The organism is Streptomyces sp. MK37H, from assembly GCF_018035285.1.
Classification (GTDB): domain Bacteria; phylum Actinomycetota; class Actinomycetes; order Streptomycetales; family Streptomycetaceae; genus Streptomyces; species Streptomyces endocoffeicus.
The window spans coordinates 23,926-37,775 of record NZ_JAAAYH010000039.1; the positions used below are offsets into that span (position 1 = coordinate 23,926).

Genomic DNA, 13,850 nt, shown 5'->3' on the forward strand with positions numbered 1-13,850 from the left:
ACCCGTTTCTCATACCGCTACGCCTGCGTAACTGCGTGAGTATTTGGGTGTGTCAACGGCCGGGTGGAGGCAGCACGGCGGGCCGGTGAGCGACCTCGTCGATCACGAGCAGTGTCTCCGTGCGTGCGACTCCGGGAAGCGACTGGATGCGCGACAGGATCACGTCGCGCAGGTGCCGGGTGTCCCGAAGGCGCATCAGCACCACCATGTCGGCGGATCCGGCGACGAGCCACGCGTACTCGATCTCGGCGACCGTGCTGACCGCGCGGCGCACTTCCTGCCAGTCGGCCTGGGAGCCCTCCTCGGCCCAGTCGCGGGCGACGGGCCGGGACCAGCGCGGGCCCTCGGCGGTTTCGGTCTGGGGAACGGGGAGGCTGCGGCGCCCGTATCTCGGGTGGGGCAGGTCATCAGGTGCCAGTCCCGCGATCTGCGCCAGTCCCGTCCGGTCGACGAGGCGGGCCGGTTCGAGTTCCGGTGCCCGCAGGTCGATGACGCATCGGTCGAGCGGCAGGGAGCCAGGCTGGCGGGACGCGGCCCACAAGGCGAGATGGTCGCGCCAGTGGGGCAGCGGTTCCTTGAGGGCGGTGAAGTCCGCGATCTTCATGATCCGGGCGTTACCCGGCTCTCCCGGGCGGGCCAGGAGGTCCGCTGCCCGGGACGAAGACCGGGCCCGCCGCCTCGGCGAGACACCGACACCGTCGCCACTACCGGAGTTGCCACCACAGCCCAAACCGGTCAGCCGAGCGTCATCACGCCAACCAACCCTGGAACGCGACCCGTTGGAGCCGACCGCGACCCGGAACTGTCCGCACTGCCAGCAGCCGATCACCATCGTCGCGCTGCTTGCGACCCCGGAAGCCGCCCGCCCCTCTGTCCCCACGACCATCCCCGACATCATTCCGCTGCGAAGGACTCCATGACCATCCACTGACCGTCACCGCTCACCGGGCCCGCCGACCTGACGGTCGGCGGGCCCACACCGTCAGACCGTCGAACGCAACCGGTCCAATTCGCTGCTGATCACATCCCGCAGCACGTCATGCTGCGGACCAAGCCTGAACCGCTCATCACTCCACCGCTCATGCGGATACAGCCACACAGGCTTGCCCGCCAGCTCGGCCGGCTCCCACTCGAACCGCGGCCAGACGTGGGCATGCAAGAACGGGTCCGTGTTACCGAGGATCTCCAGGTTGACCCGGCGAAAATCGGGATCCAGCCGCCGACCGGCCCGCTCAACCGCTTCCCCGAGCTGGTCCATGTCGGACAGAAACGCCAGCCGCTTGGCCTTCGGCAGGTCAGACAGCCGTTGAACACCGGGTTCGTCCACGAGGAGGACCGAGTAACCCGGCAAGAACTGAACGTCCCCGATCACCGCGAATCCCGGCTCAAGCCGCCGCAGCACGGTGGGATTCTCCCCTCGCAGAGCAGCCTCGATCCGATCCATCCGCCAGTCACCAGTCATGGCCAGAACCTACCCACAGGTGATCAAGACCCGATCCTCGCTCCCCACTTTCCCCACACACATCAAGGACCAACCAAGTGAGGCGAGAAGCGACCTCGGCCGTTTTCAGGAATCGCCATCAGTGCGGCAAGTCGGCGCGGATCACGACTGGAACGGCATCCTCTGGTCGGACCTCGACTAGAGCACGGCGGATGCGGCGATCAGAGCCCAGATGCGGTACTTCGCCACGCTTGGGCGCGAGTTCGAATGGAAGGCATACGCCCACGACCGACCCGGTGACCTCGGGAGGCGGCTGAAGTCGGCCGGGTTCACGCCCGAGCCGCAGGAGGCAGTGATGGTCACGCCGGTCCGGGACCTGCCCACCGACGCCGCACTGCCCGAAGGCGTCCACCTGCATCCGGTGACCGACCCCGCCGGGGTGGACCTCATGGCGGACGTCCACGAGCAGGCCTTCGGCACCAGCAGCGCTCACCTGCGGCAGCGGCTGCTCGCCCAGCTCGCCCAGAACTCCGAAACCATCAGCATGGTCGTCGCGATGGCCGGCGACCTGCCCGTGTGCGCGGCGCGGATGGAACTGAACCCAGGCACCGACTTCGCCGGTCTTTGGGGCGGCGGCACCGTGGCTGCCTGGCGAGGCCGGGGCATCTACCGGGCTCTGGTCGCCCACCGCGCCCGGACCGCCGCCGACCTCGGCTACCGCTACCTTCAGGTCGACGCCACCGACCAGAGCCGCCCCATCCTGCAACGCCTCGGGTTCACCATTCTGAGCACCACGACTCCATACGTCTACGATCCCCACCGCGAGGCGTAACCGGATGACGCGGCTGCCAGACGCGCCCGGCGAACCCTCACGGCAGCACGACACTGCTGGCGTCTGATCACAAACAGCCATCTGTTGCAACGTTCCGTCGAATCCGCCGGGAACACGGCGAGGCGTCACGGGCAGTCCGGCCCCGCGAAGTCTCAGGTGGGGTTCAACGGGGTGATGCCGCTCCCCGCATAGAGCTCGGGCTGGAGCGAGAGGACCGTCACCGGCTCACCATCCTTGGCCGCCTGCCAGGCGATCGCCGCCGGGTGCATCACGGCCCAGTCCAGGCCCGGCCAGGCCATCGCCTCAGCAGCATGATCGGTGGTGAAGGGAATGGCCCCCGCGAAGCGCAGGGTCACCGCATGCGCCCCGGCCCCGGACACGTGCCGCTCGGCAGCCAGAACCGAAAGCGAGGGGATCAGGACGCGGCCCGTGCCGCGTGAGGCTTCGATGTACAGGCCGGTGAAGAAAGAGTCCGCCCGGTATAAGGCGGTCAGCGCAGTGTGGTCCAGGACGGCCGTCAGGCTCATGCGGCGGCGCCGCCCTGGTGGGCGCGGATCCGCTCCCAGGCATCCTGCCCGGCGCGCTGAACCTGCTCGGTGTAGTCGATACCGACCTCGCGGGCAGCCTCAAGGGCCCGCTGCTCCCGCTCGGCCTCCGTCAGCTCACGGCCCGCAAGCTCTTCCAGCAGGTCCGTGATGGTCGTACCGCGCTCCTCCGCGAGGGTGCGCAGCCGGTCACGGACTGCCTCACTGGTCTTGATGCTCGTCGGCTTACTCATACTTGATTCTACCACCGGTAGAACCCGGGCGCGGAACGGTCGGCACACATCTGTGACTGAGCGCTTCATCTGGCCAGTTATCGTTCGAGTTGGCCAGTTGAGTTTTACTCATCGAGAGCATGGCCCGGTCGGTCGGCGATCAAGGGGGATGAGCTGAGGTCCGCGGCGATGTCGTCGACGGCTCCCTCGGCGTTGTGCCACCGCCTCCGCAACGAGCCGGGCAACAGTTGAGGCTTTCGCTTCATGGGACGCTCTGCGCGATCGCGACCGCGATGTCGCCGAGGGCATCGTCCCGAAGCCCAGCCTCGTCGATTTCGTCGGCGATCTCCAGCGTCCGGTCGGCATCCGCTGGGAGGTAGGCCGTCGCGGCGGCCCTCAACATGTGGTCGCGGCAGGGGCCGTAGTACTGCTCGACGAACTGCCGTACGACGCCCGGGCTGTGGGTTCCGAGCCCTGGATAGCGGCTCCACCAGTCCGACCACAGCTTTTCTCGCTCCGAAGCCGAGCGGAAGGCGCTCACCACCTTCTGTAGCAGCTGGATCAGCCGGCCGGTGCGCTCGGGGAGGCCGTCTCCCACCGCGACGGCGATATCGATGAGGGCGACTGCGATCTTGCGCCGGTCCGGGTCCTCCAGCAGGTGATCGGGACGATGGCCCGCATGAGGAGCCGCTCGGCTTGTACGGGATCCGCCGCGGCGAGGTCTGAGGCAAGGGCAGCCACAAGGTAGGGAGTCAGCATCTTCGGGTCAGCCTTGCTCGCGTGGACTGCGGCCTGTCGCGCGAGTGCCGGCTCGACGGCCGCCGCGGCACGGGCGACCTCCCCCATCAGCGAAACCTGTTCCCACCCGGTCTCGCCGAGAGCCGCCTCGTAGGCTGCGCGGAGCCACGAGCGCGCAAGACCGGGCTGCGTTCCGGCGACCGCTCCGCTGCTTTTGCGCACTTCCTCGGCCATCTCGATGAACGTCTCCGCCTGGTACTTCGTTTCCACGATCCGCTGGGCGAGGCGTTCTGCCCGTGCACCGTCGAAACGTGCGAAAGCTACGGCTGTCTGCCGCAGTGTGTACCGGTCGGGGCCGGTGACCGTTCGGCGGCGGTTGCCGAAGAGGCCGAGGGGACCCTGCAGGGTCCGCACCTCCTGTGACACCTGCAGTTCCAGCGCGTTTCGTTCGGCCTTGTCGAGCAGCAGTGGCACCACGTCGGTGCCGGTGATGGAGGCAGACCGGAGAGCTCCCGTCCAAGCGGACGCCCGGTCTTCGGGGGGCATCGCGCCGACGATCCGCTCCGCCCGCTGGGGATCGAACGCCGCCACCGTCTCGGCGGTCCATTCAAGTGCCAATTGCCGCTTGTCCGTCGTCTCCACGCTCCGGGCCCGCTCCTCGGCGAGGCCGATCAGACGTTCGGCGCATCCCGGGTCGGCAGCCCGACCGGCTGCCGCGATGCACACCAGCTGCCAGGGAAGGGATAAAGCGATCTCGGGATCAGGGGGCAGGAGGCGGGCGAGCTGTTCGACCCGGGCCACGAGGCAGACAGCGCGTTGGGGATCAGTCCCGCTCACCCGGCTGGCCAGATTGGCCAGGACTTCGACCATCTCCTGAGCCGCGCCGCGGTCGTCGTGGGCGACCCGTTCGACGCGGTCCAGCCACGGAACGGCGCGCTGGGGAGCATGCCTGGCCAGGTAGCACGCCACGGCCGAAAAGACGATCGGCGATGCTTCGTCTTCCGGCGGGAGCCCCTCGATCAGCCGATCGGCGTGCTCGAACAGCTGGCGGGAGTGGTCGGGGTCGGTCGCCTCGTCGGCCAGGCCCAACAGGATCAAGCACTGTTGCACCGCAGGGACACCGGCCAGGACGCGCTCGACCGCGTCCGGCGCCGTGGTGACGACCGCCTCAGCCACGCGGACCCGGGCGTCGATCTGTTTCTCACGGTCGTCGATGCGGCAGACCAGCTCCATGGCAGGAGCCAGCGTCGGCGGCAGTCCCGAGAGCGGACCGCTGGCTTCCTCGGTGCTCCCAGGGCCGTTGCCAGGGTCGCTGTCGTCGCCCTCCTCGGAGGCGAGGGCCGCACGCACCCGCCGCAGCAGCTGCCGGACCTCTTCCGCGGAGCCGGGGCGCCGTCCAGGATCGCGTTCCAGGAGCCGCGCGACCAGGTCGGTCAGCGCGGTGGGCAGGCCGGGACGTATCGCGTCGAGCCGGGGGGGCGTCCTCTTCGATCTTCTGGGCCATGAGGGCGAGGGCACTGTGGCCGGTGTAGGGCGGTCGGCCGGTCAGCAGCACGAACAGGACGCCGCCGAGGGCGTACAGGTCCGAGCGTCTATCGCCCCGCTCCGCGCCGAACTGCTCGGGCGCTGCGTACTCCGGCGTGCCGGCCGGGGCGAGTTGCGACGAGCGGACCAGGGAGAAAGCGGTCTGGAGGAAGCCCGCGATACCGAAGTCAACGACCTTCACCTGGCCGTCGGAGGTGAGCATCACATTGTGCGGCTTGATGTCGTAGTGGACGATGCCGGCGTGGTGGGCGGCGGCCAGCGCCGAGCAGATCCCGTCGGCGATCCGGAGCACGCGGCCGGGCCCCAGCCGACTCTCCTGGTGGATGATCCTGCTGAGGGGCGGGCCCTCGACCTTTTCCATCACGAGGAAGAGCACATTCTCGTGCATACCCCGGTCATACAACGCCACCACGTTCGGGTGGCTGATCTGCGCGGCGGCGACCGCCTCGCGCTCGAACCACGCCGGCAGGTCAGGAGCGAGGCCGTCGTCGAGAACAAGCAGCTTGAGGGCCACGTCACGGTGCGGGCGGTGGTCGCGGCCGGCCCACACCTCGCCCATGCCGCCCCTGCCGAGCCAGCGCACCAGTTCGTAGCGGCCAGCGATCCGCTCACCACGCTCCATAAGCTCCCCTTCACCGACCCGGTTACCCCTGAAGGCAGGACGCCAGGCGGCGCAGCTGCGGTTGCGGCGTCGCAGGGTGCGGCAGGCCCCTGACGCGCGGTCCCTCAAAGGGACCGGGCGATCAGGTATCTACCGGTTTGAGTCGTGAATAAAGCCAATCCCCGACAGCATCACGCACTGAGGTCGCGTGTCACACATTGAGACCCTGCGTGCACTCCTATCCGACGGCTGTTGAAGGAGTTGCCGCCGCAGAGTGATGTGAGGAGCCGCGTGGAGATCGCGGTCGCGACAGCCGTGGGAACGGTGCGTCGCGGGGACGCGCCTGCTGTATGTGTGGATCGGCAGCCGTGACCGGGCCCGTCTGGCCCGGCTGCGGGAGCAGGCCATCAGCGAGCGTGTGCGGATGCTGCCGCCGGGCAGCACGCTGAGCGAACAGCACGAGGGGATTCGCGTTCGAGTCCGGGTCGGGGCGCCGGCGGGAGGGACTCGTGGATAACCCTCATCTCAGTACCTCTACGCTCCCGGTGAACTTCCCCAGCCAGCGCAGGTCATCGGTGCCAGCGGCTCGTGACGAGGTGCTCCGCGCTGGGTGATGACGGCAAGGTCCGGATCGCAGGCCTGATCGAGGCTGGCGTCCGGCACGGACACGTGGCGGGGCACCTCACGCATCGCCCGTTCCACGCGCCCGGGGGCGAGGGTGCCCCCGGCGGTGAGCTGGTCGACCATGGCTGCCGCCGGCACACGCGGTTACCGCTCGCGTTCGCTGTGCGGTCGGCTTTGCAGGAATGAGGGCGAGTGTTATGCAATGGCAGTGCGTGGTCGGATCTCGGAGCCTCATCGTACGGATTCGGGTATGTCTGCGGACATGTTCCGGGTCGGCCAGTGAGCTGGAAGAACCGCATGGACTCACCGTCATACCCCTCGTCCTCGTCGTCGTTCGACCTGGTCGGTCGCGCCTTGCGGGACTACATCCGGCAGTACGGATCGGACGCTGCCGGCAGGTCCGCCAGGCCGGAGAACGACCAAAGCGACATCGCGCCCCACCGCCCCGGGCACACCGGTGACGCCCAGGAGCAGATTCTCGGCGCTGTCAATCTGGACCGGGATCTGCGCATCACTCGCTACAACCTGGACGTCCCGGCATTCGAGGGACTGACTGTGGAGCCCGGAACCGCCTTCGTTGATCTGTTGCCTCCCGGGGACGTACCGACGGTGACGCGCCGGCTGCGGGAAGTCATCGAGACGGCGGAGGCGCACGTCGCCCGCGTCCAGCGCCTGCGCCGGGACGACGGCTCGGAGCTCGTCGTCTCCATGAGCATCCTGCCAGCCGCAACGCCCCAGGACGGCCTCACCGTCTCCCTGATCGCGATGGCCAAGAGGCTGCATCTGTACGCGTCCGAGACCGCGATCGGGACGTCGCTGGACATTGGCGAGACCGCACAGTCCCTGGCGCAGTCCCTGTTGGCCTGGGGGGACGTGGTCGCCGTCGACCTCGACTACGCCGTATGGTCCGGCGAGGCCGTCGTCGATCAGGCCCAGGGGCGCATTCGGCTGAGGCGCGCTGCCCTGGTACCGGACCGGGTGTGGCCCGCGGGCTACCTGACGCCCGGTGACGACCTTCCCCGTGAGGCCGCCCGTCTGCTGTCCCTCGCGGTCAAGCGTGACGACGTCCCACAGGCCATCGTCATTCCCGACCGCGAGACGATCGAGCGCGCGCTGGACAGTCCACGGCTGTTGAGCGCCCTGGTCCCCACTGACCGGCCGGTGAGTGTGGCGTGCGTACCGCTGGTCCTGGATGGCCCCGAAGACAAGCCGCCCGTCGTACTGGGCGTGGCGGAGGTGTGGCGGCGGCCGGACCGCCCTTTCCACGACAGGGAGCTGCTCGACCTACAGGAACTGGTGGCCAGGACGGCACACCACGTCGATCTGGCCCGTCAGCATCAGCGCGAGCACGCCCAGGTGCTGGCGTTGCAGCGCCGACTGCTGCCGCGGGGCCGGGATGACACCATCGAGGTCGCCACTGTCTACCAGCCCACCACACCTGACAGCGCGGGCGTTGGCGGTGACTGGGTGAACAGCTTTCCGCTGCCCGGCGGCCGCACCGCACTCGTCGTCGGCGACGTCGTCGGGCACGGCCTGGGCGCGGCCGCGGCGATGGGCCAGGTCAGCATGGAAGCCCGTGCACTGCTCTCGGCGGGGCTGGCGCCCGACGAGGTGCTGGGCCACCTGGACGAGACCGTCACGATGCTGGACGACGCGGACGCCGGCCTGGCGACCGGCTACAGCGCGCTGGGCTCGACGTGCTGCATCGCGGTATACGATCCGGTCAACCACCAGGTGGTGGTGTCCAGTGCGGGCCACCTCCCGCCGGTCCTCGTCCTGCCCGACGCAACCGCTGAGACGCTGACGGTGCACCCCCACCCCGGTCTGGGTGCCGAATTCGCCCTGCGAGAACCGTTCGATGTGCACACGTTCGACGCGCCCCCGGGCTCGCTGCTCACCCTCTACACCGACGGCCTGGTAGAGGATCCTGCGGTCGCCATCGACGAGGGCGTCGGCATGCTGCGGCGGGCGGTGAGCCGGGTGCATCCGTGGGACGACCTGCAACGGGCCGCGTGGCGGGTGGTCACCGAGCTGGCTCCGCGGGACCGACAGCGCGACGACGTGGCGCTCCTGCTCGCCCGTATGACCGGCCGCCGCGAGCGGGACACCGCGGCCTGGCGCCTGCCCGCCCGCGACGACGCGCCCGCCCGCGCCCGCTCGCCGGCCTCGGCACTCCTACAGAAGTGGAGCGTCAGGGAGGACACCCGTGACAGCGCCCTGCTGCTGATCAGCGAGCTGGTCACCAATGCCGTGCGGTTCGCCACCGGGCCCGTCAGCGTGCGGTTGATCAGGACCGGTCAGGGCCTGCTGTGCGAGGTGGGCGACACCGGCAACGGCCGGCCACGGCTGCGGCGCGGCGGCCCGTTCGACGACAGGGGGCGCGGCTTGCGCGTAGTCCACAAGCTCACCACGCGCTGGGGGGTGCGGTGGACCGACGCCGGCAAGGTCGTCTGGGCGGAACTGGCGTGGTAGCGGCACGGGCGTTGCCGTGGCGCCGACTCGCACGGTGACCGGCGCGCCCGGCCTGGGCAGCCGGGTCACGCAACGGTACGGCGCGCGCACGGAGCGCTCGCCGCAGCCGCTTCCCGCGCGGGCTACAGCCACTCCCCTTCGACGGCCGTGGCCGTGAGCCCCGGCGCCGCCGCGTACAGCACCGTGCGGCTCCCTGCCTTCTGGCCGGCGTCGTGTGCGCGCCGCAGAATGTCGAAGACGGCGGCACCGCCGCGGTTTCCGCTGGTGTAGCTGTCCCGGCTGTGAGCCAGAAGCCCAGGCGGCCATGCGTCGGGCATGGTCTGCTCCATGTACTCCAGCACCCGGGTCCCGCCAGGGTGCGCGAGCAGCAGATCGGGACGCCAGGGGCGGTCATCGTCCTGGTGGCGCAGGCGCAGCCACTCCCACATCGCGGTGACCGTGTCCTGCACAGCGCGCGGCCCGCGCCGGTCCATCACGAAGTGCGTGCCGTCGGCGCGCGTCTCCAGCCGGTGCAGGTCCTGGGTGCCAGGCAGGGTGTGGTGCCAGGCCGCGTCCAGTCGCAGTACGGACTCCGGACGGGGGCGGCCGGTGACCACGGCTGCGACCGCGGTGTCGGCGAACAGCAGGCGAACGATCAAGGACTCCAGGCTGTCGTCCGCGGGCTGGTAGGTGGTGCTCAGCGCCTCGGATATGACGACCAAGACCACTCGGTCCGGATCGTCGGCCACCAGATCGGCTGCCAGTGCCAGGCACCGGGTCCCGGCGATGCAGGCCCACTGCGTGGCCGGGAGGAGCAGCGTGTCACTGTGCAGCGGGAGTCGGTTGGCCAGTGCCACGTCAAGGCCCGGCAGTGCCGGGGTGGTGGAGTTGCTGGTGATCAGGCAGTCGACGTCGGCGGGGTCCAGTCCGGCGATCTGCAAGGCTCCGCGTGCGGCTCGCTCGCCGTACTCCCGCACGGCCGCCCAGGCCGGCGCGGTGCGCTCTTCAACGGTCTGAGGTGCAGGTATCGCTTCCAGAGCGGCGATCACGCGTTCCACGTCCTGCTCGGTGAATCCGTCGCGAGCCAGGGCCTCCCGGGCCGGTACGGGGCCGGGGGTGCGCAGGCCGCTCCCGCTGGCGGGCGCGACGGCGGTCTCCAGCGGCACCATCCACCTGCGGGAGGTGATGCCCGTGCTGGCGGCGATGGTGTCGATCCGCGACAGCCACGGCGCATCGGGGTGCCGGTCACGCACTTCCGCCAGGATCTGGCTGGTCTCGACGGCGTTCTCACCATGTATCACCGCAGGAGGGCACAGGTAAGCGGTCAAAATTCACACCTCTTTACACAGAATTACGGAATGCCATGAGCGCTACGACACAGGTCACCTCGGCAGTTCGCGCTCCAGTCGGTGCCTTCGCCACCCCACTTAGGGCGTCACACACCATCCGCACCGAGAATGCACTTAAACGGGCATTCCTTCTGTGACCCATACAACTCGGACGCGCTTCGATGTATGTGAGACGAAGCACATGGCATCTGTGGGGCCTCCCGCGAATTTCTCCGGCTCGCAGAGAATCAAGGTGTTGCTTCGCGTGATGCGGCTCGTTGTTGCGATATGAGCGTCTCCGATGAGGTCCGTGGTCAACTCGCTGTGCAGTTCGGGGTGTTGTTCCGTATCTGGATGGGCGGCAGCGGCGGTTGGCGATGGGGCCGAGGCCCGGACCCGCAGGCCCGGTCGTATCCGGGCGGTCGGGCGGGCGGCCCAGTTCAGCGAGACGACGGTCCGCAAGGGTCTGGACGAGTTGGAGACCGGTGAGGAGCCTCTGGGCCGGATACCCGGGCCCGGTGGTGGTAAGAAGGCCGTGGGCCTTGATTCAGGACTGCGGCCCGCGCTGCTGGCGCTGGTGGAACCTACGAGCTACGCGTCGAGGTCGGTCTGGAACCATGTGACCGAAGGCTCACCATCCCGCCCGCACATGCGGTAGTCGAACCCGATCCAGCAGTGCCCATCGCCGGAGAGCAGCACAAGTGGTCCTGGCCCTACCCCACTCCTCTACCAGGTACGAAGTGTCGAGCAACCCGAGGAGGGTGAGCCCGAAGCCGCTTTCCGCCTGGACGAGTTCGGGCCGTTGAACCTCCGGTCGCACCCGGGCGTGCGGTGCGATGCGACCAGTACGGTGGGCTCGATGCCCTGCGGGTACGCGGGGTGGATGCCCGGTGCCGCGGAAGGCGAGGGCGTCGTCACCGTACGCGCGGCAGCGGTCAACCTCGCCGAGGACTTCATACGCAGCGGTGCCGCCACCGCCATGTTCCCGACGGCGTTCCCTTCCGGGCCCAGGCCGCCGGTCCCGGGGCCCCCTCGGTGGTGCCCACCGACGCGATCGCCACCGGCACCCCGAAGGCCGTGCCCACAGCCCCGGCCACCAGTCAGATACCAGCCTGCCGCAGGCGCCGCGCGCCATCCGTACGGTGCTCCCGCACGAACCTCCCCAACTGCTTGGCCGCTTCCGTACGCCTCATCGGGCCCCCTCCCGGATCGTGGACACCTCAAACTATCCCCCCACCGCCGAGCGAAGGGAGAAGCTGACGACGCCGTCCGTTTCCGAGTAGGTGGGAACGGACGGCACGCAGGCCGCGGGGTGACGGACGCGTTCCGGAATGGACGACTGGGTGGCCGCTGCGGGCCGACGATATCCGGCTCAGTGTCAGCCGACTGCTCCTCGGCGGCGGACGTAGTGACGGGGCGGTCTCCTTGGTAGTGATTCGCCGTCATGACACACAGGGTGACTGATGAGGCCGCTAACGTCTCTTGCTGATCGGCGGAGGGGGCTATGGGCGCTTGCAGTACGGCTTGGTCATCAGCGCGTCGCTGGTGGATCGACGACACACCCACAGCGGTGCGGTGGACCGTATACGTCTGTACACCGTTCGGAGCGCTGCTTCTGGCGGCTGGCATCTACGGCGCCGACGATCGGCTTGAGGCGGCCGTCCCGCAGCCGCTGGGCGAGGTTGGCCAGGCGGGCCCGGTCGGGTTCGACGACGAAGAAGACGACTCGCCCGTCGCGGGGGTGGACGGTGACCGGCTCGGCGATGGTGACCAGGGTGCCGCCGGGGCGGACCAGTGCGGTGGAGCGTTCGAGGATCTCGCCGCCGATCACGTCGAACACCACGTCGACCTCGCCGATGTCCGCCAGTCCCTCGGCCTGGAGGTCGACGAAGGCGTCCGCGCCCAGGCCGAGGGCGGTGTCGCGGTCGCCGACCCGTCCGGTGCCGATCACCCGGGCGCCGACCTCGCGGGCCAGCTGCACGGCGATGGAGCCGACGCCGCCCGCGACGCCGTGGATGAGCACGCTCTGGCCGGTGACCAGGTGGGCGTGGTCGAACAGGGCCTTTTCAACTTCTGGAAAGTCGCCGCGTTCCTGCACGATGGGGACCTGGCGGCCACCGCCTACGTGCTGGACCAGAGGCCCGACCTCACCAAAGACGCCGCTGCCCAAGCACTGGCCAATGCCGCACGAGCAGGCGACCCTCCCCCGCTCGGCGCCTTCCGCACCTTCCAGGTACCTGTCCTGGACATCGCCAACCTCACCGGCCTGGACCTGGGCCCACTGCCGACCGCCGACCGGCTCCCCACCGGTGCGCGGGCCGCACGGCGCTGGACCCTCCTGGAGTCCTACGACGACATCACCATGCCCACCTCGTAGAAGGACACATGAGAGCGCGACCGAGCTGTGGACGCCGCCGTTGGCAGGCACAGGCTTTGGTGGACCCGAGTCGCCCAGGGACAGGCGACCCCGCCACCGGTGACCACTGTGATGTCACACCGCTGGACCCGCGAGGGGTAACCGCTCGCAGGGCTACCAGCGAGCGAAATAGGCGCTCTTGAGGATCGGACAGCGGGTCCGACCACGGCGGGCGCGGGCGTGGCCTGATCAGTGCGCGCCGCCTGCTGCTCGCGCAACTGCTCCAGCGACGTCGCCAGGAGGTACTGGGCGGTGCGGTGTCGGCGGCCTTCATCGCGCTCCGCCCCGGCTCGGACCGAGCTGGAGGCGTGGGGCGGCTGGGGAAGAATGCCGGCAGCGAGGGGGGCCTCGTGCGGTTGACGATCGACACCGAGACGGACACCTACGAGCAGGCGATTGCCGCCGTGCAGGCCGCCTACGGACTGCGACCCGTCACCCCTGCCGACTGGCCGGAAGCACCAGCCGTCGCCCCCCACCCCGACCCACAGGACCTCAGCGGCGACGACATCGGGAATGGCCGGAGCGAACAGGCACTCTTCCGCATGACCGCCTCGCTGATGCCCGGGGCCCACACGGTGCTGCGCCGGATCACCGACCTGGGCGGCACCACCTCGTTCGACGAAGTCCAGCCGTACTTCGCCAACCATCCGACCACCCCGATCGCCCCGGCGAAACTCGGCGGGACCCTGACCAGCATCAAGGCCGTACAGCGCCGCATCGCCCCGACCGGCGCGTCCCCGTTGCTCCAGCGCCGGCTCTACCAGATCGACCGGGTGCTGGTAGAAGGGCTCAGGCGGGCCTTCGCGACCGCCCGCCCCGACCTGCTGCGCGGTGAACCCCGGTCAGCGTCCCCGGCCCTGAGGGAACTGCCCGAGGTGAACCGCACGATGGACGACCACCGCCAGGCCCCGGATATCCTCAGTGAAGGCATCAACGCGGATCCGGCGTCCGCTGTGCAGCCGGATCTCGCACGTAGAGCCCATGCCCCGGGCGTCGGCGAGCGGCCGGCCGTCACCGCCGGTGGTACTCACCTGCACGACGTCCTCCCAGGGGATCACGGTGGCGGAGCCCGCCACCCGGTGAGTGAACCCCCGCTCATGAATGTCGAAGCACTGCT

At 69.4% G+C, this 13,850-nt stretch carries 11 protein-coding genes and 3 pseudogenes; 5 read left to right on the forward strand and 9 right to left on the reverse strand.

Features of this window, described 5'->3' with window-relative positions:
* Positions 1-52 precede the first annotated feature (52 nt).
* Entirely contained in the window at positions 53-604 is a 552-nt protein-coding gene (locus tag GWI24_RS08950; protein WP_210945350.1) for an Lrp/AsnC ligand binding domain-containing protein, read from the reverse strand.
* Positions 605-982: 378 nt separating this feature from the next.
* Positions 983-1,462, reverse strand: a complete 480-nt coding sequence (locus GWI24_RS08955; protein ID WP_210945351.1) for an HIT family protein — start codon at positions 1,460-1,462, stop codon at positions 983-985.
* A 61-nt stretch (positions 1,463-1,523) separates the two neighbouring features.
* On the opposite strand from GWI24_RS08955, the pseudogene GWI24_RS08960 reads away from it, so the two are divergent.
* Positions 1,524-2,273 (forward strand): annotated as a pseudogene (locus GWI24_RS08960) (GNAT family N-acetyltransferase).
* A 152-nt stretch (positions 2,274-2,425) separates the two neighbouring features.
* Here the strand turns inward: GWI24_RS08960 and GWI24_RS08965 are convergent.
* From GWI24_RS08965 to GWI24_RS08985, 5 genes are all read right to left on the reverse strand, one after another.
* Positions 2,426-2,800, reverse strand: a complete 375-nt coding sequence (locus GWI24_RS08965; protein ID WP_210945352.1) for a PIN domain-containing protein — start codon at positions 2,798-2,800, stop codon at positions 2,426-2,428.
* On the reverse strand, positions 2,797-3,051 hold the full coding sequence (locus GWI24_RS08970; protein WP_210945353.1) for a hypothetical protein: 255 nt from the start codon (positions 3,049-3,051) through the stop codon (positions 2,797-2,799). Before GWI24_RS08970 ends, GWI24_RS08965 begins: the two co-directional genes overlap by 4 nt.
* A 241-nt stretch (positions 3,052-3,292) precedes the next feature.
* Entirely contained in the window at positions 3,293-3,628 is a 336-nt protein-coding gene (locus GWI24_RS08975) for a hypothetical protein (RefSeq protein WP_210945354.1), read from the reverse strand.
* Positions 3,592-5,001: a hypothetical protein gene (locus tag GWI24_RS08980; protein ID WP_210945355.1), complete on the reverse strand. Its 1,410-nt coding sequence runs from the start codon at positions 4,999-5,001 to the stop codon at positions 3,592-3,594. Before GWI24_RS08980 ends, GWI24_RS08975 begins: the two co-directional genes overlap by 37 nt.
* Positions 4,970-5,935 (reverse strand): serine/threonine-protein kinase, encoded by a 966-nt coding sequence (locus tag GWI24_RS08985; RefSeq protein ID WP_210945356.1) that lies wholly within the window; start codon positions 5,933-5,935, stop codon positions 4,970-4,972. Before GWI24_RS08985 ends, GWI24_RS08980 begins: the two co-directional genes overlap by 32 nt.
* Positions 5,936-6,835: 900 nt before the next feature.
* Here GWI24_RS08985 and GWI24_RS08990 point away from each other — a divergent pair.
* Entirely contained in the window at positions 6,836-9,010 is a 2,175-nt protein-coding gene (locus tag GWI24_RS08990; protein ID WP_210945357.1) for a SpoIIE family protein phosphatase, read from the forward strand.
* 122 nt (positions 9,011-9,132) lie between these two features.
* Here GWI24_RS08990 and GWI24_RS08995 read toward each other — a convergent pair whose 3' ends face one another.
* Positions 9,133-10,317, reverse strand: coding sequence for a type III polyketide synthase (locus GWI24_RS08995; RefSeq protein WP_210945358.1), 1,185 nt, complete (start codon positions 10,315-10,317; stop codon positions 9,133-9,135).
* A 288-nt stretch (positions 10,318-10,605) separates the two neighbouring features.
* On the opposite strand from GWI24_RS08995, the pseudogene GWI24_RS09000 reads away from it, so the two are divergent.
* A pseudogene (locus GWI24_RS09000) lies at positions 10,606-10,903 on the forward strand (ISAzo13 family transposase); the annotation flags it as partial.
* Positions 10,904-11,947: 1,044 nt separating this feature from the next.
* On the opposite strand, the pseudogene GWI24_RS09005 reads toward GWI24_RS09000, so the two are convergent.
* A pseudogene (locus tag GWI24_RS09005) lies at positions 11,948-12,382 on the reverse strand (zinc-binding dehydrogenase); the annotation flags it as partial.
* Between GWI24_RS09005 and GWI24_RS09010 the strand changes: the two are divergent.
* Both GWI24_RS09010 and GWI24_RS45005 read left to right on the forward strand, forming a co-directional pair.
* Positions 12,329-12,694 (forward strand): hypothetical protein, encoded by a 366-nt coding sequence (locus GWI24_RS09010; protein ID WP_210945363.1) that lies wholly within the window; start codon positions 12,329-12,331, stop codon positions 12,692-12,694. The pseudogene GWI24_RS09005 and the gene GWI24_RS09010 overlap by 54 nt on opposite strands.
* 389 nt (positions 12,695-13,083) lie before the next feature.
* A partial coding sequence (locus GWI24_RS45005) for a hypothetical protein (protein WP_247616096.1) occupies positions 13,084-13,850 on the forward strand: 767 nt, incomplete at its 3' end.

Bases quoted from the DNA above. Each gene is read 5' to 3' on its own strand.
- GWI24_RS08985 (WP_210945356.1), bottom strand. From the start codon at position 5,935: ATGGAGCGTGGTGAGCGGATCGCTGGCCGCTACGAACTGGTGCGCTGG.
- GWI24_RS08950 (WP_210945350.1), bottom strand. From the start codon at position 604: ATGAAGATCGCGGACTTCACCGCCCTCAAGGAACCGCTGCCCCACTGG.
- GWI24_RS08965 (WP_210945352.1), bottom strand. From the start codon at position 2,800: ATGAGCCTGACGGCCGTCCTGGACCACACTGCGCTGACCGCCTTATAC.
- GWI24_RS08955 (WP_210945351.1), bottom strand. From the start codon at position 1,462: ATGACTGGTGACTGGCGGATGGATCGGATCGAGGCTGCTCTGCGAGGG.
- GWI24_RS08970 (WP_210945353.1), bottom strand. From the start codon at position 3,051: ATGAGTAAGCCGACGAGCATCAAGACCAGTGAGGCAGTCCGTGACCGG.
- GWI24_RS08990 (WP_210945357.1), top strand. From the start codon at position 6,836: ATGGACTCACCGTCATACCCCTCGTCCTCGTCGTCGTTCGACCTGGTC.
- GWI24_RS08980 (WP_210945355.1), bottom strand. From the start codon at position 5,001: ATGGAGCTGGTCTGCCGCATCGACGACCGTGAGAAACAGATCGACGCC.